Annotated in this window: 21 protein-coding genes and 1 riboswitch; of the genes, 12 read left to right on the top strand and 9 right to left on the bottom strand. The window is 65.8% G+C overall.

Going from position 1 to position 26875, the window contains the following annotated elements:
• Window positions 1-8: 8 nt before the first annotated feature.
• Together ACZLZY_RS08460 and ACZLZY_RS08455 are read left to right on the top strand one after the other, a co-directional pair.
• Window positions 9-926, top strand: a complete 918-nt coding sequence (locus tag ACZLZY_RS08460) for an ABC transporter permease subunit (protein ID WP_472933788.1) — start codon at window positions 9-11, stop codon at window positions 924-926.
• Window positions 923-1741, top strand: coding sequence for an ABC transporter permease (locus tag ACZLZY_RS08455; RefSeq protein ID WP_472933787.1), 819 nt, complete (start codon window positions 923-925; stop codon window positions 1739-1741). Before ACZLZY_RS08460 ends, ACZLZY_RS08455 begins: the two co-directional genes overlap by 4 nt.
• Window positions 1742-1782: 41 nt before the next feature.
• Here the strand turns inward: ACZLZY_RS08455 and ACZLZY_RS08450 are convergent, their stop codons facing one another.
• Window positions 1783-3648 (bottom strand): AsmA family protein, encoded by a 1866-nt coding sequence (locus ACZLZY_RS08450; RefSeq protein WP_472933786.1) that lies wholly within the window; start codon window positions 3646-3648, stop codon window positions 1783-1785.
• Window positions 3649-3899: 251 nt separating this feature from the next.
• On the opposite strand from ACZLZY_RS08450, the gene ACZLZY_RS08445 reads away from it, so the two are divergent.
• Window positions 3900-5852 (top strand): acetoacetate--CoA ligase, encoded by a 1953-nt coding sequence (locus ACZLZY_RS08445; protein WP_472933785.1) that lies wholly within the window; start codon window positions 3900-3902, stop codon window positions 5850-5852.
• A 91-nt stretch (window positions 5853-5943) separates the two neighbouring features.
• Here ACZLZY_RS08445 and rcdA read toward each other — a convergent pair whose 3' ends face one another.
• Window positions 5944-6471, bottom strand: coding sequence for a protease adaptor protein RcdA (rcdA, locus tag ACZLZY_RS08440; RefSeq protein ID WP_472933784.1), 528 nt, complete (start codon window positions 6469-6471; stop codon window positions 5944-5946).
• Between the two features lie 372 nt (window positions 6472-6843).
• Here rcdA and ACZLZY_RS08435 point away from each other — a divergent pair, with 372 nt between their 5' ends.
• Both ACZLZY_RS08435 and ACZLZY_RS08430 read left to right on the top strand, forming a co-directional pair.
• Complete coding sequence (locus tag ACZLZY_RS08435) at window positions 6844-7857, top strand: NAD(P)H-quinone oxidoreductase (RefSeq protein WP_472933783.1); 1014 nt, start codon at window positions 6844-6846, stop codon at window positions 7855-7857.
• Window positions 7858-8045: 188 nt separating this feature from the next.
• On the top strand, window positions 8046-8744 hold the full coding sequence (locus ACZLZY_RS08430) for a DUF1013 domain-containing protein (protein ID WP_472933782.1): 699 nt from the start codon (window positions 8046-8048) through the stop codon (window positions 8742-8744).
• A 66-nt stretch (window positions 8745-8810) separates the two neighbouring features.
• Here the strand turns inward: ACZLZY_RS08430 and ACZLZY_RS08425 are convergent, their stop codons facing one another.
• Window positions 8811-9617: an SDR family oxidoreductase gene (locus ACZLZY_RS08425; protein ID WP_472933781.1), complete on the bottom strand. Its 807-nt coding sequence runs from the start codon at window positions 9615-9617 to the stop codon at window positions 8811-8813.
• Complete coding sequence (locus ACZLZY_RS08420) at window positions 9604-11463, bottom strand: glycoside hydrolase family 15 protein (RefSeq protein WP_472933780.1); 1860 nt, start codon at window positions 11461-11463, stop codon at window positions 9604-9606. The genes ACZLZY_RS08425 and ACZLZY_RS08420 overlap by 14 nt, the downstream gene beginning before the upstream one ends.
• A 316-nt stretch (window positions 11464-11779) precedes the next feature.
• Between ACZLZY_RS08420 and ACZLZY_RS08415 the strand changes: the two genes are divergently transcribed.
• Entirely contained in the window at window positions 11780-12859 is a 1080-nt protein-coding gene (locus ACZLZY_RS08415) for a hypothetical protein (RefSeq protein WP_472933779.1), read from the top strand.
• Between the two features lie 111 nt (window positions 12860-12970).
• Window positions 12971-14260 carry an ATP-binding protein gene (locus tag ACZLZY_RS08410; protein ID WP_472933778.1) on the top strand — a complete coding sequence of 430 codons (1290 nt, stop codon included), beginning with the start codon at window positions 12971-12973 and terminating at the stop codon, window positions 14258-14260.
• A gap of 139 nt (window positions 14261-14399) precedes the next feature.
• Here the strand turns inward: ACZLZY_RS08410 and ACZLZY_RS08405 are convergent, their stop codons facing one another.
• The gene (locus ACZLZY_RS08405) at window positions 14400-14993 is read right to left on the bottom strand and encodes a GcrA family cell cycle regulator (protein ID WP_472933777.1); all 594 of its coding nucleotides are present in this window, start codon (window positions 14991-14993) and stop codon (window positions 14400-14402) included.
• A gap of 453 nt (window positions 14994-15446) precedes the next feature.
• On the opposite strand from ACZLZY_RS08405, the gene ACZLZY_RS08400 reads away from it, so the two are divergent.
• Genes ACZLZY_RS08400 through ACZLZY_RS08390 form a run of 3 tightly spaced genes read left to right on the top strand, consistent with a single transcriptional unit; the run spans window position 15447 to window position 18623 of the window.
• Complete coding sequence (locus ACZLZY_RS08400; protein ID WP_472933776.1) at window positions 15447-16658, top strand: aspartate aminotransferase family protein; 1212 nt, start codon at window positions 15447-15449, stop codon at window positions 16656-16658.
• Between the two features lie 20 nt (window positions 16659-16678).
• The gene (argF, locus tag ACZLZY_RS08395) at window positions 16679-17602 is read left to right on the top strand and encodes an ornithine carbamoyltransferase (RefSeq protein WP_472933775.1); all 924 of its coding nucleotides are present in this window, start codon (window positions 16679-16681) and stop codon (window positions 17600-17602) included.
• Window positions 17595-18623: an Hsp33 family molecular chaperone gene (locus ACZLZY_RS08390; RefSeq protein ID WP_472933774.1), complete on the top strand. Its 1029-nt coding sequence runs from the start codon at window positions 17595-17597 to the stop codon at window positions 18621-18623. The genes argF and ACZLZY_RS08390 overlap by 8 nt, the downstream gene beginning before the upstream one ends.
• 50 nt (window positions 18624-18673) lie before the next feature.
• Here the strand turns inward: ACZLZY_RS08390 and apaG are convergent, their stop codons facing one another.
• A complete protein-coding gene (apaG, locus tag ACZLZY_RS08385) occupies window positions 18674-19066 on the bottom strand; it encodes a Co2+/Mg2+ efflux facilitator ApaG/CorD (protein ID WP_472933909.1) in 393 nt (130 codons plus the stop codon).
• Window positions 19067-19161: 95 nt separating this feature from the next.
• On the opposite strand from apaG, the gene ACZLZY_RS08380 reads away from it, so the two are divergent.
• Entirely contained in the window at window positions 19162-19767 is a 606-nt protein-coding gene (locus ACZLZY_RS08380) for a CDP-alcohol phosphatidyltransferase family protein (RefSeq protein WP_472933773.1), read from the top strand.
• On the opposite strand, the gene ACZLZY_RS08375 is transcribed toward ACZLZY_RS08380, so the two are convergent.
• The gene (locus ACZLZY_RS08375) at window positions 19760-20950 is read right to left on the bottom strand and encodes an O-succinylhomoserine sulfhydrylase (RefSeq protein WP_472933772.1); all 1191 of its coding nucleotides are present in this window, start codon (window positions 20948-20950) and stop codon (window positions 19760-19762) included. The genes ACZLZY_RS08380 and ACZLZY_RS08375 overlap by 8 nt on opposite strands.
• A gap of 93 nt (window positions 20951-21043) precedes the next feature.
• A riboswitch (SAM riboswitch) is annotated at window positions 21044-21121 on the bottom strand.
• A gap of 104 nt (window positions 21122-21225) precedes the next feature.
• On the opposite strand from ACZLZY_RS08375, the gene ACZLZY_RS08370 reads away from it, so the two are divergent.
• Window positions 21226-22305, top strand: coding sequence for a 2'-deoxycytidine 5'-triphosphate deaminase (locus tag ACZLZY_RS08370; RefSeq protein WP_472933771.1), 1080 nt, complete (start codon window positions 21226-21228; stop codon window positions 22303-22305).
• Window positions 22306-22373: 68 nt separating this feature from the next.
• Here ACZLZY_RS08370 and ACZLZY_RS08365 read toward each other — a convergent pair whose 3' ends face one another.
• Window positions 22374-25553 (bottom strand): efflux RND transporter permease subunit, encoded by a 3180-nt coding sequence (locus ACZLZY_RS08365; RefSeq protein ID WP_472933908.1) that lies wholly within the window; start codon window positions 25551-25553, stop codon window positions 22374-22376.
• Window positions 25553-26749, bottom strand: a complete 1197-nt coding sequence (locus ACZLZY_RS08360; protein ID WP_472933770.1) for an efflux RND transporter periplasmic adaptor subunit — start codon at window positions 26747-26749, stop codon at window positions 25553-25555. The genes ACZLZY_RS08365 and ACZLZY_RS08360 overlap by 1 nt, the downstream gene beginning before the upstream one ends.
• Window positions 26750-26875 lie beyond the last annotated feature (126 nt).

Below are 26875 nucleotides of genomic sequence, written 5' to 3'. Positions count from 1 at the left end.
CGAGGGACATGGCTTCCGACTACACCCCCTCGCAGCATGTCAGCCGGCTCTACCGCTCGGTGGTGATCGGCGTGCCCTATCTCTGGCTTGCGGTCTTCTTCCTGCTGCCCTTCCTGATCGTCGTGAAGATCTCGCTGTCCGAGACGGCGATCGCCCAGCCGCCCTACCTGCCGGTCTTCGTGCTCGATAGCGTCTCCGGCTTCATGGATGCTTTCCGCCAGCTGGACTTCGGCAGCTATGGCTGGATCTGGGAAGATCCGCTTTACCTCAACTCCTACCTTTCGAGCCTGCGGATCGCCGGCATCTCGACGGCGCTGGCGCTGCTGATCGGCTATCCCTTCGCCTACGGCATGGCCAAGGCACCATCCAGCATTCGCCCGATCCTGGTGATGCTGACGATCCTGCCGTTTTGGACGAGCTTCCTGATCCGCGTTTACGCTTGGATCGGCATCCTCAAGAACGAGGGGCTGCTGAACCAGTTTCTGCTGTGGACCGGGCTGATTTCCGAGCCGCTGCAGATCATGAACACCGAACTCGCGATCCATATCGGCATCGTCTATTCCTACCTGCCGTTCATGGTGCTGCCGATCTATGCAGCGCTCGAGCGCATGGACGGGCGGCTGATCGAGGCCGCCAACGATCTCGGCTGCCCGCCGGTAAAGGCGTTCTGGGCGATTACCTTCCCGCTGTCGCTGCCGGGCGTTCTGGCCGGCGTCTTCCTCGTCTTCATTCCCGCCGTCGGCGAGTTCGTCATTCCCGATCTCCTCGGTGGCTCCTCGACGCTGATGATCGGCAAGACGCTGTGGGATGAGTTTTTCAACAACCGGGACTGGCCGGTCTCCTCCGCGGTCGCGGTGATCCTGCTTCTCCTGCTGGTGATTCCGATCATGATCTTCCAGCGCATGCAGGCGAGAACCGCGTCGTGAAGAACAACTGGTCCGCGTTCAACATCTTCTGCCTCGTCATCGGCTTCGCCTTCCTCTACGTGCCGATCGCGCTGCTGGTGCTCTACTCCTTCAACGCTTCGCGGCTGGTGACGGTCTGGGGCGGCTTCTCGACCCACTGGTACGGCACGCTATTCCAGAACCGGCAGATGCTCGACGCCGCCTGGGTGACGATCCGCGTCGCGCTGCTGTCGGCGACGGTCGCGACCATTCTCGGGACGCTGGCGGCGATGGCGCTGGTGCGCTTTGCCCGCTTCCGCGGCCGGCTGCTGTTCTCTGGCCTCGTCTATGCGCCGCTGGTGATGCCCGAGGTGATCACCGGCCTGTCGCTCCTGCTGCTCTTCGTCGCCATCGGTTTCGACCGCGGCTTCTGGACGCTGACCATCGCCCACGTCACCTTCACCATGTGCTTCGTCGCCGTTGTCGTGCAGTCCCGGCTCGTCGCCATCGACAGGAGCCTCGAGGAGGCGGCGCAGGATCTCGGTTGCCCGCCCGGCAAGACCTTCTTTGTCATCACGTTGCCGGTGATCTGGACGGCGGTCGCGGCCGGCTGGATGCTCGCCTTCACGCTGTCGCTCGATGACCTCGTGATCTCGAGCTTCGCCACCGGCCCGGGCGCCACTACCTTGCCGATGCGGATCTACAGCCAGGTGCGGCTCGGCGTGACCCCGGAGATCAACGCCATCTGCACCATCCTGATCGGGCTGGTCTCGGTCGGCGTCATCATATCCGGCATCCTCACCAAGCGCGATCTCGTCCGGCGCGAACGGGACGAGCGTCTGGCCGCCGGCGGCTGATCGCGCCGCGCATCCGCGCTGTGCGGTTCAGCTTGGACCGTTCAAATAGGACGGTCGGGGAAGCTGTCGGAGATCACGGGGCTCGGCCAGATCCCTTCCGCGCGGAAACGCGGCGGCGCCAAAGCGGGCGGCGTCGTGCCCAAGGGAGCCGCGGGAGTCACACTGCCGGACAGGTCGAGACGGCCGGTCGCGGCTGAGAGCGAGCCGGAGGCCGACAGGAGCCCAAAGCTGCCGGTCAGGTTGATCTCGCTGAGATCGATTAGCGGTCCGTTCGACTGCAGCCGGGCCCGCAGGCTCTGGAAGGGCAGGGCGCCATCCGCCAAGGCAAGGTTCAGCGGACTGACGGCCTTTCCGGTCAGCATCTGCGGGTCGAACCCGCTCATCGTGCCGTTGCGGGTGGCGATCGACAGCGTCATCCTGCTGCGCCGGGCAAGGTCCGCCCAGCTGCCGAGCGGCAGGCTGTAGTCCGCTTGAACATCCGACGCACCGGTCACCAGCAGCCCCTTGATGCCGAGGGCGTCGGACAGCCGGGCGGCATCGACGCCGCTGACGCTGGCCACGCCAGTGGCGACGGCCGGGCGCAGCGTGCTGTCGACCGTCATCCGCGCCTGCGCTTGGCCGCCGAGGATCGCGATGTCGCCGACATCGAACGTCGCCACGCCGTCCTTGAACTTCACCGTTGCGGCCAGATCGGCGAAGGTGAGATCGCCGATCGCGCCATCGCTGGCCGAGAGCCTGAGGTCGAGATCCAGTCCCTCGACGAAGTCGACGGGGATCCGGCGCTGCATGTCGAGCGGCGTCTGCGGCAGCGGGGCGACAGCCTCGGTGAACCCTGTGAGATCGAGCCGATCGAAGGCCAGCGTTCCGCCGATGAACGGGCGCTTGCCCTCTGGCAGCGTCATCTCGAGCGCGCCGAGCCCGTCGAACCCGCCGACCGACACCTTGGCATCGCGCAGGCTCAACCGCTCGTCGCTGCCTTGGAGGGTCGCGATCAGCGAGAGCGGGCCAATGTCCGGCTGGAGGGTTCCGGCATCGCCGAGCCAGCGGACCGACCGCGTCAGCGAGGGGGTCGACAGAGCGAGCTTGCCACTGAAGCTGCCGGCCTCTGCAATCGAGGCCTCGCCATCGAAACTGGCGGTCAAGGGAGGGGAAGCGAGCGTGAAATCCAAAGCGCTGGCAGCGCCGGCAAGGAAGTCGACGGGAGACGCGATCTTCAGCCCGATCTCGGTCGGCTGCCCGTTCCAGACGTAGGAGCCGGACATTCGTGCGGAAGAGGTCTTCGACGGCCAAGCGACGGTGATGTTGGCATTGCTGATGCCGAGCGAACCGGGTCCCGGCGCCATCCGGAAGACGCCATCGCGGATTTCAAGGGTGCGCAACTCGCCGAAGCGCGAGAGGAAGGCGCCGATATACCGCGACAGCGGCCGCAGGGCCGGGTCGGCGGGGCCGCTTCCGCTGGAGTTCTCCGCCGCGATCGTCGTTTCGCTCTGCCCGATGAAGCCGGCGGTCGACAAGAGTTCCGGCCGAACCAGTGTCAGGCGCTCGATGCGGGTGCGCCCCCGGAGCGCCTCCCAAAGATCGAGATCGGCGATAATGCCGTCGATCTCCATCACCGCGTCGGCGTCACCGGTGCGCGGCCCGACCTTGATCCTGTCGAGGACGATCTGGGTGCGGGGCAGGAGGGTGAAGTTGACCGATCCGGCGACGAACACGGGAAGGCCGGTCAGCCGGGACAGCTGTGCCTCGATTTCGCTGCGCGCCGTCGCAGGTTTCAGGGCGAGCGTCGAATAGGCGAGGAACCCGGCCAGCACCGCCGCCACCAGAACGGCCACCGAAACGACCACGCCCGACCAGCGGCGCAGCGAGCGCCGTTCGGAGCGGCTGGATGGGGCGGCGCGTCCTGTCATGATTCCTCGTGGTGACGTCGATGGCCCGAGAGGGCATGGACGCTGAAATGTCCGGGCGGTGCCGTCGCCTGCCCGCCGCGAATCGGCCATTCTTGCGGCGCCAAGGCCGGATGCAGCCGGAGTTCTAACGGGAGTCCATGCCGGTGGCAAAGTGATGGCCTGGCGAGCGCCTTGGCGGCCCGCGAGGCAGGATTTGCGTACCGCCCTGCGTCATGGCACGAGCGATGGGTGGGATGACGGGAGGCAGCGACATGACCGGTAGAATTCTGTGGACGCCGTCTGCCGATCGACGGGCAGCGCAGCCGCTGACCCACTTCGCTGACAGGGCCGCGCCGCATATCGGCGGCGCCTCCGCCGGCTATCCCGCGTTGCATGCCTGGTCGATCGACGAGCCAGAGGCATTCTGGTCCGCCGTCTGGGACTTCTGCGGCGTGATCGGCGACCGCGGCAGCAAGGCCGTTGCCGAGGGTCCCGACATGCTGTCGACGCGATTTTTTCCTGAGGCCCGGCTCAACTTCGCCGAGAACCTTCTTGGCGCCGCCGTCGATGGTGAGGCGATCGTGTTCCGGGGCGAGGACAAGGTCGAGACGCGCCTGTCGCATGCCGAGCTTCGCGCGCTCGTGTCGCGTCTGGCGCAGGCGATGCGCGCCGAGGGCGTCGGCGTCGGCGACCGGGTGGCGGCGATGATGCCGAACATGGCCGAGACCGTGGCGCTGATGCTGGCAACGGCCTCGCTTGGCGCGGTCTGGTCGTCCTGCTCGCCGGATTTCGGCGAGCGCGGGGTGCTCGACCGTTTCGGGCAGATCGAGCCGGTGCTGTTCGTCGCCTGCGACGGTTATTTCTACGCCGGCAAGACAATCCGCATCGGCGACAAGGTTGCCACCATCGCTGCCGCCTTGCGTCCGCGCAAGACCATCCTGGTGCCGTATATTGGCGAGGCCGAGACCATCGCCGCCGCCGTGCCGGACGCGGTGACCTTGGCCGCCTTCACGCAGGCCTTCGCGCCGGCGCCGCTCGTCTATGAGCGGCTGCCCTTCGCCCATCCGCTCTACATCCTGTTCTCGTCGGGGACGACGGGGGTGCCGAAATGCATCGTGCACTCGGCCGGCGGCACGCTGATCCAGCATCTCAAGGAACACGTGCTGCATGCGGGCGCCAAGCCGGGCGACCGGATCTTCTACTTCACCACCTGCGGCTGGATGATGTGGAACTGGCTGGTCTCGTCGCTCGCCGTCGGCGCGACGCTGCTGCTGTACGACGGCTCGCCCTTCCATCCCAATGGCAACGCGCTGTTCGACTTCGTGTCCGCCGAGCGCGCGAGCTTCTTCGGGACGTCGGCGAAGTTCATCGACGCGGTGCGCAAGGAGGGGCTCCGGCCGATTGAGACGCACGACCTGTCGAGCGTCGAGGTCATCGCCTCGACCGGCTCACCGCTGTCCCCCGAAAGCTTCGAGTTCGTCTACGCCGGCATCAAGTCGGACGTGCAACTCGCCTCGATCTCCGGCGGCACCGACATCGTCTCCTGTTTCGTCCTCGGCGTGCCCTGGCTGCCGGTGCGCGAGGGGGAGATCCAAGGCGCGGGCCTCGGCATGGCCGTCGACGTGTGGAGCGATGAGGGCCTGCCGTTGCGGGGAGAGAAGGGCGATCTCGTCTGCAGCAGAGCCTTCCCGGCCATGCCCGTCGGCTTCTGGAACGACCCGTCCGGCGAGCGCTATCGCGCCGCCTATTTCGAGCGTTTCCCGGGCGTCTGGTGCCACGGGGATTTTGCGGAATGGACGCAGAGCGGCGGCATCGTCATCCACGGGCGCTCGGACGCGACGCTGAACCCGCAGGGCGTCCGGATCGGGACGGCGGAGATCTACAACATCGTCGAACACCTGGAGGAGGTCGCAGAAGCGATCTGCATCGGACAGGACTTTGACGGCGATGTTCGGGTCGTTCTCTTCGTCCGCTTGAGGCCCGGTGCGGTGCTGGACGAGGCTCTGGAGCGAAAGATCCGCAACGCCGTGCGCCAAGGCGCTTCGCCCCGCCATGTGCCGGCACGGATCCTTGAGGTCGCCGACATTCCGCGCACCAAGTCGGGCAAGATCGTCGAACTGGCGGTGCGCGAAATCGTGCACGGCCGCGCGGTCAGGAACCAGGAAGCGCTGGCGAATCCGGAAGCGCTGGCCTTGTTCGCTGAGCGGCCCGAGCTGCTGCTTTAGAGGAATCAGACGGAAAGCGGGCAGCGGCACAACCGGCGCCACTTTCACCGGGGAGCCGTGCCTAAGGGGAGGGCTTAAAGTCGGGGAAAGCTTAAGAAAGAAACGCCGTCCGCAGCAGGCTGAGCTGCTCGCCCACGGGGTTGGAACTCCCCTCGAACTGGTCGCCCAAATTGCCGTAGATTTCGCGATCGAGCATGGCGATACGCCGCTCCAGCTTCAAAGCGCGGTCGACGAGGGAGCAGAACGCCTCCGGCAGTTCAGCGAACAGCGGCGAATCGCGGCCGGTGCCGACGCCCTCGAGCCGGACCTTCATCTTCTCGGTCTCGACCTGGGCGCGCGACATGTCACCTTGGTTCGCCGCGCGCTGCAGCAGGAGCCACGAGGCGACCTGCATGAGGCGGGTGGTCAGCCGCATCGATTCGGCGGCGTAGAGCGTCGCGACAGACCTCGAAAGCGCTTTGGCATCGGCCCGGCCCTGACCGTCGAGATAGACCGCCGTCGCGTCGACCAGCGCCATGCCCTCGTTGAAGAGCGGCTGGAACGACCGGGAGAAGGCCAGATGCTCCGCCAGGCGGATGGTCCGGTCCTCGTCGCGGTGGTCTAGGCTGTTGCTCGTCATCAGAATGTACCGGCTTCGTGTTCCAGGAATGCGGTGCTCACGGAAGACTCGGCAAACTAAGCCGGTGAAACCGTTTTTGGAAATTGCTCGGGATGGGCGTGAATGGCAAGGCGCGTTCAGCAAACTGGTTAATGCGCCTTAAGCAATTTTGCTCCAACGGGACCTTGCCGCGCAACACAAAAAAAAGAGCCGCGCTGACGGCTCTTGGAATTGGCAAACAGGGAGGCATCAGACGGGATGGCAGACCATCATGTCTTCCCGAGGAGAGGGATACGGGAAATTAAAGGCTATAAACCTTGATGATCCGTTGATCGGGCGGGACATCGATGGCGCTTGCGCTACCTCTCGGCGAAAGCTCCAGAGGATTTTCAGATGAACCTGCCCGAGGAAATGACAGTTGCCGCCCTTGATGGCTTCGGCGGACCAGAGGTCCTGAAGCCGGCGGAGCGCGCGCTTCCGGTCCCCGGCGATGGCGAAATCTTGATCGAGGTGCATGCCGCCGGCGTCAACCGGCCCGACGTCTTGCAGCGCCTCGGCGCCTACCATCCGCCGAAGGGCGCGCCGGATTGGCCCGGTCTCGAGGTTGCCGGCCTCGTCGCCGCCGTTGGCGAGGGGGCGTCGCGCTTTGCCGTCGGCGACCGCGTCATGGCGCTGCTGCCGGGCGGCGGCTATGCCGAATATGCAACGGTTGCCGAGAGCAATGCCTTGCCGATCCCATCCGGCATGGGCTTCGTCGCCGCGGCGGCCGTGCCGGAGACGTTCTTCACCGTCTGGCACAACGTCTTCCAGCGCGGCCGGTTGGTCGCGGGAGAGCGCTTCCTCGTTCATGGCGGCACGTCCGGCATCGGCACGACGGCGATTCAGCTCGCCCGCAGCTTCGGCGCTGACGTCTTCGTCACGGTGGGCAGTGCCGACAAGTGCGAGGCCGCCAAAACCCTCGGTGCGCAGCATGCGATCAACTACCGTGACACGGATTTTGTCGAGGTGATCCGGAAAGCGACGGAAGGGCACGGCGCCGATCTGATCCTCGATATGGTGGGAGGCGACTACACGCCGCGCAATCTGCAGGTGGCCGCCGAAGACGGTCGCATCGTCCAGATCGCCTATCTTCGCGGGCAGACGGTCTCGATCGATCTGTCGCCGATCATGTTGAAGCGGCTGACGCTGACCGGCTCCACGCTCCGATCGCGTCCCGTCGGCTTCAAAGCGACGATCGCCCGTGAGATCGAGGAATTCGTGTTTCCGTTGTTCGAGGATGGCAGTGTCGCGCCGCTGATCGATACGGTTTATTCGCTGGAGCGGGCGGCCGACGCGCACCGGCACATGGACGACGACCATATCGGCAAGATCGTCCTCACCACGCGCCACCACGCCGCCGCAGCGTAGGGTATCGCGGCGCAAGGCCTGCGGTCGGGGCGGGCGGCCGGAAATGCACGGGCATTTCATCTGCACCCGCCTGATTTCCTTGCAGGGACCGGCGACGATCCGTATAAGATACGTCAATTCCAGAAATTGTGGTGCGATCCACTGCCTTTCCAGCGCAAGCAGGACTGGCGACCAGAAGGACTGTATGCATGGCCCAACTCCTGATGCCGAAGGCGACGGCTGTCTGGCTCGTCGACAACACCTCCCTCTCGTTCGAGCAGGTTGGCGATTTCTGCACGATGCATCCGCTCGAGATCAAGGCGATCGCCGACGGCGAGTCGGCGCAAGGCATCAAGGGCATGGATCCGATCATGACGGGCCAGCTGACCCGCGAGGAGATCACCAAGGGCGAGTTGGACGAGAAGTACCGCCTGAAGCTGTCGCTGCCGAAGGTTCGCGTGCCGGAAGCCAAGCGCAAGGGCCCGCGCTATACCCCGGTGTCCAAGCGCCATGACCGCCCGAACGCCATTCTCTGGCTGGTGCGCAATCATCCCGAGCTCAAGGATCCGGCGGTGTCGCGTCTTGTCGGAACGACCAAGAACACCATCGAACAGATCCGCGACCGCTCGCACTGGAATTCGGCCAACCTGACGCCGATGGATCCGGTGACGCTCGGCCTTTGCTCGCAGATCGATCTCGACCTGGAGATCGAGAAGGCGACCCGCGGCATGCCGCGGCTGGAGGAAGTCGCCGAGGAAGAGCGTCTGCTGTCGGCTGCCCAGACCCAGAACTATCGCGGCCGCGAGAAGGCTGACGACGGCGAGTTGGACGCTGCCGCCGTGTTCGCCAAGCTGACCTCGATGAAGCGGACGCAGGCCGAAGTCGACGAGGACGACGACCAACGCTAACGAAGCTTCGGAGGGCCTGTCTCGACAGGTCCTCCGTCGTGCTGCCAAGCCTGTCGAAAATCTGGCCTATCCGTTGCCCTTAAAGCCGGGGTAGAGCGTCATTCCGCCGTCGACGAACAGCGTCTGCCCGGTGATGTAGTCCGCGGCATCCGAGACCAGGAAGGCCACGGCACGGCCAATATCGGCCGGCTCGCCGATGCGGCCGTAGGGGATGAGTTTCAGCATCTCCGTTTCGCCATCCCGACGCTCGTTGGCATTGATCGGCGTCGCGATGGCGCCCGGGCCCACGGCGTTCACGCGGATCCCTTCGGACGCCACCTCCTGCGCGATCGATCGCATCAACAGATCAAGCCCGCCCTTCGATGCCGCGTAATTCGCATGGAAGGCCCAGGGGATCTGTTGGTGTACTGAGGAATCGAACACCAGCTTGCCCAGCGCGCGGCTGACGTCTCGCCGTCCCTTGCGACGGAACCGCCTGATCGCCTCGCGGCCGATCAGGAAGCCGCCGGTGAGGTTGACCGCGATGACGGCGTTCCACGCCTCAAGGCTCATCTCGCCGATCGCCGCATCTTTTTGCAGGCCCGAGTTCGACACCACGATGTCGATCGGCCCGAGCTTCGTCTCGGCCTCGTCGAACAGCGCGGCGACGGCCGCCTCGTCGGACACGTCCGCCTGGATGGCGAAGGCCTTCTGGCCCAGCTTCTCGATCTCGGCGACCGTCTCGGCTGCCCCTTCCGGAGAACTGCGAAAATTGACGGCGACATTGGCGCCCGCGCGCGCCAGTTCGATCGCCGTCGCCTGGCCGATGCCGGAAGAGCCGCCGGTAACGACGGCAGCCTGTCCGACGAGGCTGTTCAGTTCAAAAGATGCCATCTGGATCCTCCACGATCTGGAACTGGGCATTGGAAGGGTCGCTCTTGTCGCCATTCAGCGAACGGTCGAGCCAGATTGCCGCCGAGATCAGCGACAGGTGCGTCAAGCCCTGCGGAAAATTGCCGAGGTGCTCGCCTGTCGAGGAAAGTTCTTCCGCATAAAGCCCGAGGTGGTTCGCATAGCTGTGTAGCTTGTCGAACAGGAAGCGCGCCTCGGCAGCGTAGCCGCTCCGGGCCAGCGCCTCGACGTACCAGAACGAGCAGATGGTGAAGGCGCCCTCGCTGCCCTCCAGCCCGTCCTCGCCTTCTCCCTCGCTGATGTAGCGCTTGACCAGGCAGTCGTGCACCAGGTGCTTGCGCACCGCTTGCAGGGTCGAGACCCAGAGCGGGTCGCGCGGATTGATGAACTTGACGAGCGGCATCAGCAGCACGACGGCATCGAGCGTCTTGCCGCCCTTGAACTGGGTGAAGGCGCCGATCTCCGGGTTCCAAAACTCCTCGAGGATCGACGCCTGGATCTCGCCGCGCTCGTACCGCCAGCGCTCGACGTCGGCCGGCAGCGAGTGACGGTCGGCGATCCGCAAGGCGCGGTCGAAGGCAACCCAGCTCATCAGCCGGCCCGATAGGAATTCCTTTGGCTCGCCGCGGCTTTCCCAGATGCCATGATCGGGCTTTCGCCAGTTGCTGGCCAGCCAGTCGGTGAGCCGCGCGATCTTCTTCCAGATGCCGTAGGACGGCTTTCCGCGCGCCTTCGTCGCGATGTAGAGCGCATCCATGAACTCGCCGTAGATGTCCATCTGCACCTGATCGGCGGCACCGTTGCCGATCCGCACGGGGCGCGAATTCTCGTAGCCCGAGAGGTGATCGAGGCTGGACTCGGCGATCTCGTCGCTGCCGTCCATCCGGTACATGATGCCAAGATGCGGTTCCCCGTCCTCGGCAATGCGGTCCATCATGAAGCGGATGAAGGATTCGGCCTCCTCGAAATAGCCGAGGCGCGAAAAAGCGTAGAGCGTGAAGGCGGAGTCGCGCACCCAGCAGTAGCGGTAGTCCCAGTTCCGCTCGCCACCGAGCACCTCGGGCAGACCGAAGGTCCCCGCCGCCGCGATGGAGCCGTATTGCGCAGAGGTGAGCAGCTTCAGCGTCAAGGCCGAACGCACCACCAGTTCGCGGGCGAAGACGGGATAGGTGCCGGAGCGAACCCATCCGTGCCAGAAGGACCGCGTGGCAATGAAAGCCGACCGGACATACTCATCGTCGACCGTCGGCTGGTCCTTGCGGCCGGGGCAGAAGACGACGTGGCAGGTCTCGCCCTCGCGCAAGAGGATGTCGCCGCCGGCGCGGTCACCATCGATCTCGATCGGCATCGTCGCGTAGAAGTAGACAACCTCCGCCCCGTCGCCCCAGCTGACGCTGAAGCCGCCGTCGATGGCCGCAATGACGGGCGTCTGGCGGGCATAATCGGGACGCGGCGCAACCGACAGGCGGAAGCGCACGTCGCCCATCACCGCCTTCGCCCGGCGGACGATGCGGCCCGACCCGTCGACGGGCATGAAGTCGGACACTTCGCCAATCCCGGCATGACCGAGGAAGCGGGTCATCAGGATATTGGTGTCCGGCAAGTAGATCTGGCGGTTCTTCATTTCCCCGTCGACCGCCTCGAGGCGGAAGTATCCCCCCTTCTCGGCGTCGAGAAGCCCGGTGAAAAGGGATGGGGATCCGAAATCGCTGTGGCAGAAAAAGTCGATGGTGCCGTCGGTCGCTACCAGAGCGAGGGTGCGCATGTCGCCGATGACGCCATGTTCGGAAATCGCGTGCGGCACGGTGTCGTGTTGGGGAAGGGCCAAGGCTGCTCCGGGCGGAACCTGTTCCGCATGATATGGGCGGGGGCGAGACGTCTGGGTGACAGGGCGGCCTGTCGAGGCGGCGCCGTCGGGAACAACCGTGGTCGGCGGTGCGCCGTTTCACCGAGGCGCCGTTTTTTGATGCCGCAACCCAATGAACGAGCTGTGGTAATCGTTCCGCCGCAACGCAGCATGAGGGGGCTTAGGGCCACCAACAATAGCTTGGGGGTTCTCTTCCCAATCAGTTACTGTCATCCGGAACATGGTGTAGATTCGATGGCGAGAGCGACTTGGAGAGCACACCGACTTGGAGAACAGCATGAGCGCGATGGAAAAAAGCCTGCGGCGCGCGCTCGAAGCCGGTGATTCCAGTAATCCGGCGTTTCGCGACACGATCTACACGGCCTCTGAGCGCGCGCTCGAGCGCATGCTGGCAAACTCCGACGATGCGGACGCCGCGCATGCGCAGCGCGTTCGGCTCGCCGAGACGATCAACCGCATCGAGGAAGACTATTTTATCGCCGAGGCCGCGACGTTCGAGGGCGCCGCGGACCCGGATGCCGAGCACGCGGCCGATCCCAACTTTGCGCCGCATCTGAATGACCCCGACGCGGATCCGGCGGTCGAGCGCAACCATGGGCTCGACGATGACGCCGACCCGTCCGCAGCGGCGACGCCAGAGGACGACGCGGCATCGCCCTTGGCAGGCAGGCCTGCCGCCGTCCCCGGTCGCGACGCTCCAACCCATGCCGCGGAGACCTGGTCTCCCGGCGAGGCCAGGCGATCGACGGCCGGCCGCCGGTCGCAGCGTTCCCTGAAGCCGCTCTTCCTGGCGCTCGCGGTTCTCCTCGCTGTGCTGTTTGCGGGGGTGTATTTCTTCAAGAATACCATTCTCGGTGGTTCGGACGCGGACGCTGCGCAAAGCGGTGCAGCCGACGGCGCTTCGGTCGACACAGCCAGCTGGATCAACCTCTTCGACGGGACCCAGCTGGAGCTGATCTCGACGCCGACCGGCGGCGACGTCGCGGCCGTCACCGGCAGCGGCGATCGGCCCGCAGTGCGGCTGGCTGCGGCAGGGGAGGGCGGCGAAGTCGGCGTCATCATCGGGCCGGGCGTCGTCAACACCATCAAGGGCCGGAAGGTTCGGGTCGAGATCACCGCGGGTTCCGCGGATGGGGCAAGCCGGGAGTTCTCCGTCCGCTGCCTGTTCGGCGGCGATACGGTCTGCGACCGCCAGCGTTTCACCACCGCGCAGGATAGTCAGCCGTTCGTCTTCGACATGACCGTCCCCGACAATCCCGCCGCCTCCGGATCCATTGCCATCGATCCGAGCTTTGGCGGACCCAAAAGCAATCTCGACCTTTACGCCGTCCGGATGCGTGATCTCGGCAAGGCCTGACATACGCCTGAAGCACGCAAGGGCTAATCCGTCTCCTTATCTGCGAGACGCAGCCTGGCGCCCTTGCGACGGGCGGCCGACGCTTTCCAAAACCGTGTCGAATTTGGATCGATGAGCCAGAGCACCAAGCCATCGACCGATCCTGCGCCGATGCAGCCCCGCCGACGGGTGTCTTTCGTGCGGATCGTGGTCGCGACCGTTCTGGTTTTCGGCGGGCTTGCGGCGATCTATCCGCTGGCCTGGGAAGGCCTGCTCACCGCCGCCGCCATGATGGTGCTGCTCTGCCTCCTGCCGCAGCGCGGCGAGCGGCGCTCGCGCATCCGCGAGGATCTGCGCCGGCGTCAGTCGCCACTCTGGCCCGATGCCGGCACCAAGGCGGTGGTCGAGGCGATGCGGGAACCCGCACTGCTGATCGATCGCAACCTGCTGCTGCGCTACCGCAATGGCATGTCCGACCAGGCCTTCGGCAACCTGCCGCTGGGTGACGCCATATCGCTGCGCTTCCGCTCGCCCGAACTCTTGGCCGAGATCGAGGCCTCGATCACCGGTCAACACGCCGGCAATGCCGACTTCATCGAGGGTCGGGCCTCCGACCGTTTCTGGTCGGTCGATATCCTGCCGATCCTCGCGCCCCAGAGCGAGCGCCCGGCTTTCTTCCTACTGCTGTTCCGCGACCGCACCGGCGAGCGGCGGATCGAGCGCATGCGGACGGACTTCGTCGCTAATGCCAGCCACGAACTGCGCACGCCGCTGGCCTCGCTGATCGGCTTCGTCGAGACGCTGCAAGGTCCGGCCAAGGACGACGCCGGCGCCCGGGAGCGTTTCCTCGACATCATGCGGGACCAGGCGGCGCGCATGTCGCGGCTGATCGACGATCTGCTGTCGCTCTCGCGGATTGAAATGAAGCGCCACGTGGCCGTGACCGATCCGATCGACCTTGCCGAACTCCTTGGCGAGGTGCGCGAGGCCCTGGCGCCACTGGCGTCCGAGGCGGGGCTTGCGATCGAGACGTCTTTCGGCACTGGCCCGTTCGTCGTCGCGGGGGAGCGGGACGAACTTCTGCAGGTCTTCTCGAACCTCGTCGAAAACGCCTGCAAGTATGGCGACCAAGGTGACCGGGTAATTATTTCGCTGCAGCGGACCAAGGCGCGCGATGCGATCTTCATCGATGCCGGGGTCGAGGATTTCGGAAGGGGCATCCCGGCCGAGCATGTGCCGCGGCTGACCGAGCGCTTCTACCGCGTCGATGCCGGAACGTCCCGGTCGAAGCGCGGGACCGGTCTCGGCCTGTCGATCGTGCGCAACATCCTCGTCCGCCACCGGGCGCGGCTGCTGGTGACCTCGGTGGTCGGCAAGGGCTCGACCTTCACGGCGCGGTTTCCAGAGCCCGAGAAGCGCTGACGGGGGTTCCGCTCCGCCGCGGCGGTCATGCCTGCCTCAGATACCCGTGTCGCAACACAAAAAAAGCGCGCCTCTCTTTGCAAGAGGCGCGCCCAGCAGGTCAGCCGCTGCGCGAGGCAGCGCCGATCGTGATGGAAGATCAGCGGGCGCGGCGGCGCTCGGAAACCGGCTGGAAGGCGATCCGCGCGTGATACTGGCAGTAAGGCGAAGCGTCGTTCGAGCCGTTGCCGCAGAAGCGGAACTCGGCCGACAGCGGATCGCCCAGCGGCCACTTGCAGGTCCGATCGCTCAGTTGGATCAACGTCAGGTTCCGCGAAATCGGCACCACTTCGCCGGAAACCCGCTCCGGTGGCTCTTCGACCACGACCTCGATCTCCGGATCCATCCGCAGTGCCGTGGCGCCGTGCATGCCAGAGCCATTGCCCCCGACCGAACGCAGCATGCTGCGGCCCGCCGACTGGGCGACCGCGGCGTAGCGGACAGCGGGAACCTCGATGTCGACCTCAGTCTCGACCAGCGTCTGCTCGGCAATGGTCGGCTTCGGCTTGACGGCGACCACGACCTCGGGGACGGCCGCCTGGGTCTTGGTCCGGCCCTCGAGCTTCAACCGGTGAACCTTGCCGATGACCGCATTGCGCGTGACGCCGCCCAACTGTCCGGCGATCTGACTGGCACTGAGACCATCGCTCCAGAGCTTGATCAGCAGATTCACGCGTTCTTCTGTCCAACCCATGCCCAGGCTCCTATTTCCGAAACAGTACGGCGGACGGAATCCCTCATGGGTTCCCGGCACAGGAGTACCGGGATGGCTCACAACATCTATTGTGAAACTAGGTCCGCCGCACGAAATCTAGTGTGTCTCAGGGAAATTTAACCCACCGCTCGACTCCGTGACAAGAGTCGGCGCAACCGCGCAGAATCGATTTGTCGCTTTTCAACAGATACCGCGGCGCAACACCGCCGAAATTCCCTCTGAATTGTCCCGTAACCGCCCGGAAGGCGCTGTTCTTGCGTCGCATTGACAGCCGCCGCGTCCCGCATGGTATAGCTTTGAGCTCACGCAACGCACACTAGACGTCGACCGAAGCCTGTCCCGGTGGCAGGCTTTCCGCATTTCCGGGCCAGGTCCGGGTCACATTCATCATCTTGTATCGCCCGTCTCCGGGCGAAGAACGAGTATATTGCCATGTCGACTGCATCCGCCGCCGCTTCGCCGCTCTACTCGACCTATGCACGAGCCGACCTGCGTTTCGAGCGAGGCGAGGGCGTCTGGCTGGTGACGGAGACAGGCGAGCGCTATCTCGACCTTGCGGCCGGCGTCGCGGTGAACTCGCTCGGGCATGCGCATCCGCACCTCGTGGCGACGATGAAGCACCAGGCCGAGAAGCTCTGGCACGTCTCCAACCTCTACGAGATCCCCGGGCAGCGCCGCCTCGCCGAGAGGCTGGAGGCCGCGACCTTTGCCGACCGTGCCTTCTTCACCAATTCCGGTGCCGAGGCGCTGGAATGTGCGATCAAGACCGCGCGCCGCTATCACTTTGTCAACGGCAACCCGGAGCGCTTCCGGATCATCACCTTCACCGGGGCTTTCCATGGCCGGACGCTGGCGACCATCGCCGCGGGTGGCCAGGCAAAGTATCTCGAGGGTTTCGGGCCGAAGGTCGAGGGTTTCGATCAGGTGCCTTTCGGTGACGAGGTAGCGCTCCGGGCGGCGATCACGCCGGAAACCGCGGCGATCCTGATCGAGCCCATCCAGGGCGAGGGCGGCATCCGCACGGTCCCGGCCGATGAATTGCGCATGCTGCGCGCGCTCTGCGACGCCGAGGGCCTGCTGCTGATCTTCGACGAGGTGCAGTGCGGCGTCGGCCGGACGGGCCGCTTCTTCGCCCATGAGGCGTCGGGCGCGCTGCCGGATATCATGGCGGTGGCCAAGGGCATTGGCGGCGGCTTTCCGCTGGGCGTCTGCCTCGCCACCGAAGAGGCCGCCCGCGGCATGACCGCCGGCACGCACGGCAGCACCTATGGCGGCAATCCGTTGGCCATGGCGATTGGCAATGCGGTGCTCGACGTGGTGCTCGCCGACGGCTTCTTCGAGCATGTCGCCGACATGTCGCTGCGCTTCAAGCAGTCGCTGGCCTCGCTGCAGGACCGCTATCCCGACGTAATCGAGGATATTCGCGGCGAGGGCTTGTTGCTCGGCATCAAGACGAAGATCGCCAACACCCAGCTGATCGCCGAGCTGCGCGCGCACGGCGTGCTGACCGTGCCGGCGGGCGACAACGTCGTGCGTCTCCTGCCGCCGCTGATCATTTCGGCCGAGGAAGTGCGCGAGGCGGTCACGCGCATCGAGGCGGCGGTTGCCGGCCTGTCGCTGACCTCAGCAAAGCTGCCGGCATGAGCGCGCAGCAGGACGGCATCATGGCATCCCCCAAGCACTTTCTCGATCTGTCCTCGGTGGCCAAGACCGATCTTCGCGACATCATCGGCGACGCCATGGCCCGCAAGGGCCTCGGGCGGTCCGGTCCGCGTCCGCTCGAGGGCAAGGTCCTCGCGATGATCTTCGACAAGCCGTCGACCCGCACGCGCGTCTCCTTCGACGTCGCGATGCGCCAGCTCGGCGGCGAGACGCTGTTCCTGTCGGGCACCGAGATGCAGCTCGGGCGCTCCGAGACCATCGCCGACACGGCGCGCGTGCTGTCGCGCTACGTCGACGCCATCATGATCCGCACCACCTCGCACGACCGGCTGATCGAAATGGCCGAGAATGCCACGGTGCCGGTGATCAACGGCCTGACCGACGACACCCATCCCTGTCAGATCATGGCCGACCTCCTGACCTACGAGGAGAAGCGCGGGCCGGTCGCCGGGCGAACCTTCGCCTGGACCGGCGACGGCAACAATGTCCTGAACTCGCTGATCGAGGCCTCCAGCCGCTTCGACTTCAATCTGCGGATCGCGACCCCCGAAGGCTCCGAGCCGGACGCGGGGCGTATCGCCTGGGCGCGAGGGCAAGGCAGCTCGATCCTCCTGACCACCGATCCGGTCGAGGCCGTGACCGGCGCCGACTGCGTGGTGACCGATACCTGGGTGTCGATGGGGCGCGAGGATTTTGCCCGCGGCCACAACGTGTTTGCGCCTTATCAGGTGAACGAGCAGCTGATGGCGCAGGCGAAGGGCGATGCGCTGTTCATGCACTGCCTGCCAGCGCACCGCGGCGAGGAGGTGACCGACGGCGTCATCGACGGGCCGCAATCGGTCGTGTTCGACGAGGCCGAGAACCGCTTGCACGCGCAGAAATCCATCTTGGCTTGGTGTTTTGGTGAAGTGAGCAAACATGTCTGAGTCCGGTACGTCTTCCGGTCTGGGTCAGTCGGACCTCGGCCAGCACCTCGGCGAGTTCGGCTTTGCGGGCGACGATGCCGTGGTCCCCTTCGCCGTCGAGGCACTGGATGCGCGCGGCCGTGCAGTGCAGCTCGGCACCATGCTGGACGAGATCCTGGCGCGGCACGACTATCCCGAGCCGGTGGCCCGCCTTCTCGCCGAGATGATCGTCCTGACCGTGCTGCTCGGCACCTCGCTGAAGTTCGACGGCAAGTTCATCGCCCAGACCCAGACCGACGGGCCGGTTGATCTCCTCGTCGTCGATTTCACCACGCCCTCCAGCGTCCGCGCCTATGCCCGTTTCGATGCAGAACGGGTGACCGCGGCGGAGGCCGAGGGCAAGACCGATCCGGAAACCTTGCTGGGCGCCGGCACGATGGCGCTGACCGTCGACCAGGGCGGACACAGCCAGCGCTACCAGGGCATCGTCGCGCTCGACGGCGCGTCACTGGAGGAGGTCGCCGAAGGCTATTTCCGTCAATCGGAGCAGATCCCGACGACCGTCCGTCTGGCGGTGGCCCGTATTGCCCGGCGGGTAGAGGGCGGCGGTTTCCAGGAATCCTGGCGGGCTGGCGGCTTGCTGGCGCAGTTCCTGCCGAGCGCGCCCGAGCGCATGCGCCTGCCGGACCTGCCGGGCGGCGATGCGCCCGAAGGCGCAGATGTCGCGCCGTTCGAGCCGGACGATGCCTGGACCGAGGTCAAGGCGCTGGTCGAGACGGTGCATGCCTCGGAACTCACCGACCCCGCCGTCGGCGTCGAGCGCCTGCTGTTCCGGCTGTTCCATGAGCGGGGCGTGCGGGTCTACCCGCCGACGCAGGTGCTCGACGACTGTTCCTGTTCGCGCGAGCGGATCAAGGAAGTGCTGTCCAACTTTTCCGCGGTGGAGATCGAGGAGAGCATCGAGGACGGCCAGATTGCCGTGACCTGCGAGTTCTGCGGCGAGCACTACACCTTCTCACCGGACGAATTCGACAAGAGCTGAGGCCGCGGGAGCGCGAGCATCACGCGGCGCCCGCCTGGCCGGGCGCCTCGCTAGTTAAGGACCCGCTTGCCCTGGGGCGCATCCAGCGAAAACGCCGGGATGGTCACCTCGAAGGTTCGACCGTCCGGCACTTCCATCGAGTAGTGCCCGCGCATGATGCCCGAGGGCGTCGGCAGCGGGCAGCCCGACGTGTAGGTGAAGCTATCGCCGGGCGTCAGGATCGGCTCCTCGCCGACGACACCGGGGCCGCGAACTTCCTCGACATGCCCGCGCGCATCGGTGATCTGCCAGAAGCGGGAGCGCAGCTGCACCGTATCCCGACCCCCGTTCTCGATCTCGACGGTGTAGGCGAACACCCAGCGGCCGCACTCCGGCTCCGACTGGCTTTCCAGGTAGTTCGGCGTCACCGTCACGGTGATATGGCGGGTCGTCGCCTTGTACATGTTGGCCATCGTGCTTGCGGGTTCTTGAGCTTGGTTATCGCGTCGGCACGCCATGAGGTCAATGCGCTCGGCGCATGTCGTGCGGGAGAGAGACGATGTTCGACGGAATGCTGAAACGCCGGATCGATCCAGCCCTCCAGAGACTGGCGGGCGCGCTGCACCGCACCGGGCTCAGTGCCGATGGCGTCACGGCGGCCGGCCTCGCGCTCGGCCTCGGCGCCGCGCTCGCGATCGGCCTCGGATCTTACACGACGGGCCTTGCGCTGATCCTTGTCTCGCGCCTCTGCGATGGCCTCGACGGGACGCTGGCGCGGCTGCGCCAGCCGACCGACCTCGGCGGTTATCTCGACATCGTCTTCGACTACATCTTCTACGGCGCGATCCCGCTCGGCTTTGCCGTCGCCGACCCCGCCACCAACGGTCTGCCGGCGGCGGTCCTGCTGATGAGCTTCTATGCCAATGGCGCGAGTTTCCTCGGCTTTGCCATCATTGCCGCCAAGCGGGGGCTTTCGACCGAGGCGAGGGGGCAGAAGTCGCTCTACTTCACGACGGGGTTGGCGGAGGCCAGCGAGACGCTTTTGGTGTTCGCGTTCGCTTGCCTCTTTCCATCGGCCTTCCCCTGGCTCGCCTATGGCTTTGCCGCGCTCTGCGGCGTCACCTGCATCAGCCGCATTCTCCTGGCGACCCGTCAGTTCAGATAGCCGCGAGCGCGCCGGCGATGTCTTCCTGGAGATCGTCGATGTCCTCGAGCCCGAGCGACAGGCGCAGCAGTCCGTCGGATATGCCGAGCTCGGCACGGTTCTCCGGCGAAAGGTTCTTGTGCGTCGTTGTCGCCGGGTGGGTGATGAGGCTCTTGGCATCGCCGAGATTGTTCGAGATCTTGATGATCTCGAGCGCGTTGGAGAAGCGGAAGGCCGCCTCCTTGCCGCCAGCGAGCTCGAACGCCACGAGTGTCGAGCCGCCCGTCATCTGCTTGGCGATGACCGCGGCGTCCGGATGATCGGCGCGGCCGGGATAGAGCACCTTCGAAACCAGGCCGGAGGCGGCGAACTGGTCGGCGACCGCGCCGGCGCTTTGCGTCTGCTGGCGAACCCGCAGGGGCAGCGTCTCGAGACCTTTCAGCAGCGTCCAGGCGTTGAACGGCGACAGCGACGGACCGGTGTGGCGGAAATAGTCCTGCAGGTTCTTGTCGATCCATTCCTGGTTCGAGAGGATCACGCCGCCGAGGCAGCGGCCCTGGCCGTCGATGTGCTTAGTGGCGGAGTAGATGACGACGTCGGCCCCGAGCTCCAGCGGCTTCTGCTGCATCGGTGTCGCGAACACGTTGTCGACCACGACGACGGCGCCTGCGGCATGCGCGATCTCGGCGACGGCGGCGATGTCGACGATCTCCAGCGTCGGATTGGTCGGCGTCTCCATGAAGAACACCTTCGTCTCCGGCCGAACCGCGTCGCGCCAGGCGTCGAGATCGCGGCCGTCGACGAAGGTTGAGGCGACGCCGGCCCGGCCAAGGACGGTCTCGACGACATAGCGACAGGAGCCGAAGAGCGCGCGCGAGGAGACGATGTGGTCGCCGGCCTGCACCTGGCACTGCAAGGCGGCGGCGACCGCTGCCATTCCCGAAGCCGTGGCGCGGGCATCCTCGGCGCCTTCCAGCGCCATCATCCGCTCCTCGAACATGCGGGTGGTCGGGTTGCCGTAGCGCGAATAGATGAAGCCGGGCTCGTCACCCTTGAAGCGGGCCTCGGCGGCCTCGGCGCTGGGGTAGACGAAGCCCTGCGTCAGGAACAGCGCCTCGGAAGTCTCGCCGAAACCGGAGCGGACGGTTCCGCCATGCACCATCTGCGTCGCCGGCCGAAGCTTGCGCGGGGTCTTGTCGGACATGTCTGTTCTCCGTTCATGCGCGTCGGGCGCGGCCAGGAGCCAGCGCCAAAGAAAAACCGGCGTCTGCGTCGCCGCAAAGCCGGTCCTGGAGCGTCGCCGTCCTGATCGGCCCTTTAGCGAGTTGTTTAACGTGGCTGCAAGCCGGCCGGCCAAATCACCACGAATTATCGAGGCGAAGAATAGGCCCCGGGTGGAAAGAGGTCAATTCTCTGCTATGGCCATTTCGGCGGCCTGCGGCCGGGTGCCGCGCGTCTGCGGCGGAACGGGATAGTGGTATGACAGGCGGAATTTTGCCGGATCGGGCGATCGCGGCGCTCTTCGACAGCGGAGCGATCCAGACGGCGCGTCCGCGCGATGCCGACCAGATCCAGCCGGCGAGCCTTGACCTGCGTCTCGGCACCAAGGCCTACCGCGCCCGCGCCAGCTTCCTGCCCGGCCGCGGCAGGACGGTTTCGGAGAAGCTCGAGCGCTTCTCGCTGCATGAGATCGACCTGACCCCCGGCGCCGTGCTGGAGACCGGCTGCGTCTACCTTGTGCCGCTGATGGAGAGCCTGAAGCTGCCCGCCGGCATGACGGCCGCTGCCAATCCGAAATCCTCCACCGGCCGGCTCGACATTTTTACCCGCGTCATCACCGATGGTGCGCAGGAGTTCGACAAGGTGGCGGAGGGCTATGAGGGGCCGCTGTTCATCGAGATCTCGCCGCGCACCTTTCCGATCGTCGTGCGGCCGGGCTCGCGCCTCAGTCAGATCCGCTTCCGCGCCGGCGGTCTGGCGCTCGGCGAAGCGGAACTCGCCGATCTGCACGCCGCCGAGCGGCTGGTGACCTCGCAGGAGCCGAACATCTCGAATGGTGGCATTGCGCTGTCGATCGACCTCGTCGGTGACGCCGAAGGTCTCGTCGGCTACCGCGGCAAGCGCCATACCGGCGTCATCGACGTCGATCGTCGAGGCTATCCGCTGCGCGAGTTCTGGGAGCCGATCCACCGCTCGGATGCCGGCGAACTCGTGCTCGACCCCGACGAGTTCTATATCCTAGCCTCCAGCGAGGCGGTGCACGTTCCGCCGGCCTATGCCGCCGAGATGACGCCGTACGATCCGCTGGTCGGCGAGTTCCGCGTTCACTATGCCGGCTTCTTCGACCCCGGTTTCGGCCATTCCGGTGCCGGTGGCACGGGCAGCCGCGCAGTTCTCGAAGTGCGCAGCCACGAGGTGCCGTTCATCCTGGAACACGGGCAGGTCGTCGGCCGGCTGGTCTACGAGCATATGGCGGCGCTGCCCGAGCGGCTTTACGGCCGCGACCTCGCATCCAACTATCAGGCGCAGGGCCTGAAGCTTTCGAAGCACTTCGCCTGACGATCTAACCGGTGCCAAAGATGGCGCCGGTTAGATTGTTTCAGGTCAAATGATTGCTTCCCGCTGGCTTACTCAGCCGGCGAGGGTGCGCTTCCCGCCGCCGTATCGACCGTCTCCAGCGAGCCGGTATGTTTCCAGCGGAACAGCCAGCGGACTAGGACGAAGAACAGCGGCACGAAGAAGATCGCCAGCACCGTCGCCGTCAGCATGCCGCCGATGACGGCGGTGCCGATGGCAATCCGGCTCTGCGCGCCGGCACCCGACGAGATGGCGAGCGGCAGAACGCCGAAGATGAAGGCAAGGCTGGTCATCAAGATCGGCCGCAGCCGCAGCCGCGCTGCCTCGACCGCCGCATCGAAGGGCTTCTTGCCCTGCCGCTCGGCGAGCTCGGCGAATTCGACGATCAGGATCGCGTTCTTTGCCGACAGACCCATCGTCGTCAGAAGGCCGATCTGGAAGTAGACGTCGTTCTCCAGCCCCCGCAAGGTAACGGCCGCCACCGCGCCGATGAGGCCGAGCGGGATCACGAGCATCACCGAGAACGGGATCGACCAGCTCTCGTAAAGCGCGGCGAGGCATAGGAAGATCACCAGCAGCGACAGCCCGTAGAGCAGCGGCGCCTGTCCCGCCGACAGGCGCTCCTGGTAGGAGAGGCCGCTCCAGGCAACCGAGACGCCGGGGAGGTCGGCCGCCAGCTGCGCCATCTTCTCCATGGCCTGCCCCGAGCTGAAGCCCGGACCCGGCTGGCCCTGGATCTCGTAGGACGGCAAGCCGCTGAAGCGTGTCAGGGTCGTCGGCGCCTGCGCCCAGCTGACCGAGGCAAACGACGAGAACGGCGCCATCAGGCCGCTCGACGTCCGCACATACCACCCGTCGAGGCTCTCGACCGCGCCACGCGAACCGGCATCGCCCTGGACGTAGACCCGCTTGACCCGGCCACGATCGACGAAGTCGTTGACGTAGGAGCCGCCCCAGGCCGTGCTAAGCGTCTGGTCGACATCCGCCTGGCTGATGCCGAGCGCGCCGACCTTCTCGTCGTCGATCTTGATCTGCACCGTCGGCACATCCTCGAGCCCGCTCGGGCGCACGCGGGCCAGCGACGTATCGCCCGCCGCGGCCGCCAGCAGCTGGTCGCGCCGCGCCTTGAACTCGTCCCGGCTGAGCTCCCCGCTGTTCAGGAGCTGCATCGTAAAGCCATTGGACTGGCCGAGACCCTGGACCGAGGGGGGTGTCAGCGCGAAGAACTGCGCATCGCGCAGGCCACTGCCGAGCTGGCCACTGGCACGGCCGACGATCGCCGTCGCGCCGTTCTCCTCGCCCTTGCGGTCGTCCCAAGGCTTGAACTGGACGAAGCCCTGTCCGACGTTCTGCCCCGAGCCGCTGAAGCGGAAGCCCGAAATGGTGAACAGGCCGGCGATATTCGCGCCTTCCGTCTCCAGGAAGTGATCCTCGATGGCCGCCGCTGTGTCGATGGTGCGCGGCAGCGTCGCCCCGGGCGGCAGCGTGTACTGGACGATGCCGTAGCCTTGATCCTCGACCGGCAGGAACCCGCCCGGAAGCTGCAGGAAGAGGAAGACCAGACCGGCGACGATCCCCGCAAAGACGATCAGCGACAGCCAGGCCCGGTGGATCGCCCCTTTGACGCCGGCGACGTAACGGCCGAGCAACCGGTCATAACCTCGGTTGAAGCCGTCGCCGAGACGACCGACGACGGCTGCGATGCCACGCCGCTTCGTCGCTTCCGTCCGCCGCTTCAGCATGCTGGCGGTCAGCGCCGGCGTCAGCACCAGCGCGACGACCACCGACAGCACCATCGCCGAGATGATGGTCACCGAGAACTGGCGGTAGATCACGCCCGTCGACCCGCCGAAGAAGGCCATTGGCAGGAACACGGCCGACAGCACGAGGGCAATGGCGATCAGCGCCGTCTGGATCTCACCCATCGACTGGAGCGTCGCATCGCGCGGCGAAATGTCAGGGTCTTCCTCCATGACGCGCTCGACGTTCTCGACGACGACGATCGCGTCGTCGACGAGAAGGCCGATGGACAGGATCATGCCGAAGAGGGTCAGCGTGTTGATCGAATAGCCGAAGAGCGCGAGGACGCCGAAGGTGCCGAGCACCACGACGGGCACGGCGATGGTCGGGATCAACGTCGCGCGCCAATTCTGCAGGAACACGAACATCACGACGACAACGAGAACGATCGCCTCGACCAGGGTTTTCACCACCTCGTCGATGGAGAGGCGGATGAAGTCGGTGCTGTCGCGGGGAAATGTTACGCGGTAGCCGTCCGGCATGCTCTCGGACTGCTGCTCGACGAGGTTCTTCACGAGCTCGGCCGTCTCCAGTGCGTCGGCGCCCGGCGCCAGCTGGACGGCGATACCCGATGCCGGATGGCGGTTGAAACGGGTGAAGCGGGTATAGTTCTCCTTGCCGAGCTCGACGCGGGCGACGTCGCCGAGCACGACGCGGGCCCCACTGCTCTCGGTCCGCACCACGATCTTCTCGAAAGCCTCGGGCGTCGTCAGGCGCGACCGTGCGGTCACGATGGCGTTCAGCATCTGGTCGGCGGGCGAGGGCTGGGCGCCGATCTGTCCGGCCGCGACCTGCGTGTTCTGGGCCTCGATCGCGGAAATGACGTCGGCGGGCATCAGGCCGTAAGAGTACAGGCGTCCCGGGTCGAGCCAGATCCGCATCGCATACTGCGAGCCGAAGAGGTTCGTGTCGCCGACGCCCGGCAAACGGCCGATCCGCTCCTGCAGGTTCGACGCGAGATAATCGGAAATGTCCGCATCCGTGGCGCGGTCGGTTTCGTCGTAAACCGCTGCGACCAGAAGGAAGTCACTGTTCGACTTCGTCACCGTCAGGCCTTGCTGCTGCACCTGCTGCGGCAGCCGGGAGACCGATTGCTGGACCTTGTTCTGGACCTGCACCTGCGCAATGTCGGGATCGGTTCCCTTGTCGAAGGTCACCGCGATCGTCACCGTGCCTTCGGCCGAGGAGGTCGAGGTGAAGTAGATGAGACCGTCGAGGCCGGTCAGCTGCTGCTCGATGACCTGCGTCACGCTCGATTCAAGAGTTGCCGCCGAAGCGCCGGGATAGGTGGCGCGGATATTGACCTGCGGGGGCGCGACATCCGGATACTGTTCGATCGGCAGCAACCAGATCGATCCGGCACCGCCCAGCATGATGACGATCGCGATCACCCAGGCGAAGATCGGGCGATCGACGAAGACCTTGCTGATCATAGCGAAGCGACCGGCTTTTCGGCCGTCTTCCTGTTCTCCTCGTCGAGCTTTGCTTCCACCGGACGAACAACGGCACCCGGCTTTACCTTCGAGACGCCCTCGACGATCACACGATCGCCGGTGGCTAGGCCGCCGGTGACCAGCCAGCGATCGCCGATCGCCCGCCCAACCTCGATCCTGCGCAGTTCAACCTTGTCTCCGTCCCCGACAATCATCGCCGTCGCCTCGCCGCGCGGATTGCGGGTGACGCCCTGCTGGGGAACCAGGATCGCGTCCTGGGCCTGCGCCTGCGAGAACACAGCGCGCACATACATGCCGGGAAGGAGGAGCCCGTCCGGGTTGGGAAACTCCGCCCGCAAGGTCACCGAGCCGGTATCGGGGCTCACCGTCACCTCGGTGAATTTCAACATGCCTTTCAGGGGGTAGTCGCTGCCGTCCTCGAGCTTCAGCCGAACCTCGGCGGTGTTGGCCGCGACCTTGCTCGACGCGAGCGCGCCGCGGAGTTTCAGGAGCGAGGTCGACGACTGCTGGATGTCGACGAAGATCGGGTCAAGCCGCTGGATGGTGGTGAGCGGATCGGTCTGCGCAGCCGAGACCAGCGCGCCGGTCGTCGATACCGACCGTCCGATGCGGCCACTGATCGGCGCGGAGACACGGCTGAAGCGGAGGTTGATCTCGGCGGTCTGAAGCTGCGCCTCGGTCTGCGCCACGGCGGCGAGCGCCGCGTTCGATGTCGCGGCGGCATCCGTGAAGGACTGCTCGCTGACCACGCCCTTCTGCACCAGCGGCCGCAGCCGGTCCGCCTGACCGCTGGCATTCTCCGCGGTCGCTCTGGCGCTGGCGACATTGGCCCTCGCCTCGGCGACGGCGGCTTCGAACAGGCTCGGATCGATCTGGTAGAGGATGTCGCCCTTCTGGACCGTCGCACCCTCGGTAAACAGCCGCTCCTGCAGCAGACCCGAGACCTGCGGGCGAACCTCCGAAGTCTCGAAGGCGGCAGTCCGACCTGCAAGTTCGGTGATCAGCGAAACGTCTTCCGTCTTCGTCGTAACGAACCCGACCTCCGTCGGCGGTTTCTCCGGCGCCTTAGCCTCATCTGCTTCGGAGTTGCAGCCTGCCAGCAGCCAGCAAGCGCCAAGGATCGCCGGAAGGGCGAGGGGACGGCGAAAGAACAAGGCACGTCGTGTGGTCATGGGTCCCGCCGGTCGACTGTAGAAAATCAGCCATCAACGCGATCGATGAGGAAGCCGTTGCGCATCAAGCGCCTCCGCTTCCAGATCAGGTCGAGTTCTGACGCATGGTGGATCTAACTCCTCCGC

The sequence above is a fragment of the Mesocryomonas lacus genome, from assembly GCF_055730135.2.
This window is presented reverse-complemented; position numbering and strand designations above follow the sequence as displayed.

Coding starts and splice junctions, on each gene's coding strand:
- ACZLZY_RS08460 (WP_472933788.1), top strand. CDS start 9: ATGGCTTCCGACTACACCCCCTCGCAGCATGTCAGCCGGCTCTACCGC.
- ACZLZY_RS08450 (WP_472933786.1), bottom strand. CDS start 3,648: ATGACAGGACGCGCCGCCCCATCCAGCCGCTCCGAACGGCGCTCGCTG.
- ACZLZY_RS08445 (WP_472933785.1), top strand. CDS start 3,900: ATGACCGGTAGAATTCTGTGGACGCCGTCTGCCGATCGACGGGCAGCG.
- rcdA (WP_472933784.1), bottom strand. CDS start 6,471: ATGACGAGCAACAGCCTAGACCACCGCGACGAGGACCGGACCATCCGC.
- ACZLZY_RS08435 (WP_472933783.1), top strand. CDS start 6,844: ATGAACCTGCCCGAGGAAATGACAGTTGCCGCCCTTGATGGCTTCGGC.
- ACZLZY_RS08430 (WP_472933782.1), top strand. CDS start 8,046: ATGGCCCAACTCCTGATGCCGAAGGCGACGGCTGTCTGGCTCGTCGAC.
- ACZLZY_RS08425 (WP_472933781.1), bottom strand. CDS start 9,617: ATGGCATCTTTTGAACTGAACAGCCTCGTCGGACAGGCTGCCGTCGTT.
- ACZLZY_RS08415 (WP_472933779.1), top strand. CDS start 11,780: ATGAGCGCGATGGAAAAAAGCCTGCGGCGCGCGCTCGAAGCCGGTGAT.
- ACZLZY_RS08410 (WP_472933778.1), top strand. CDS start 12,971: ATGAGCCAGAGCACCAAGCCATCGACCGATCCTGCGCCGATGCAGCCC.
- ACZLZY_RS08405 (WP_472933777.1), bottom strand. CDS start 14,993: ATGGGTTGGACAGAAGAACGCGTGAATCTGCTGATCAAGCTCTGGAGC.
- ACZLZY_RS08400 (WP_472933776.1), top strand. CDS start 15,447: ATGTCGACTGCATCCGCCGCCGCTTCGCCGCTCTACTCGACCTATGCA.
- argF (WP_472933775.1), top strand. CDS start 16,679: ATGGCATCCCCCAAGCACTTTCTCGATCTGTCCTCGGTGGCCAAGACC.
- ACZLZY_RS08390 (WP_472933774.1), top strand. CDS start 17,595: ATGTCTGAGTCCGGTACGTCTTCCGGTCTGGGTCAGTCGGACCTCGGC.
- apaG (WP_472933909.1), bottom strand. CDS start 19,066: ATGTACAAGGCGACGACCCGCCATATCACCGTGACGGTGACGCCGAAC.
- ACZLZY_RS08380 (WP_472933773.1), top strand. CDS start 19,162: ATGTTCGACGGAATGCTGAAACGCCGGATCGATCCAGCCCTCCAGAGA.
- ACZLZY_RS08375 (WP_472933772.1), bottom strand. CDS start 20,950: ATGTCCGACAAGACCCCGCGCAAGCTTCGGCCGGCGACGCAGATGGTG.
- ACZLZY_RS08370 (WP_472933771.1), top strand. CDS start 21,226: ATGACAGGCGGAATTTTGCCGGATCGGGCGATCGCGGCGCTCTTCGAC.
- ACZLZY_RS08360 (WP_472933770.1), bottom strand. CDS start 26,749: ATGACCACACGACGTGCCTTGTTCTTTCGCCGTCCCCTCGCCCTTCCG.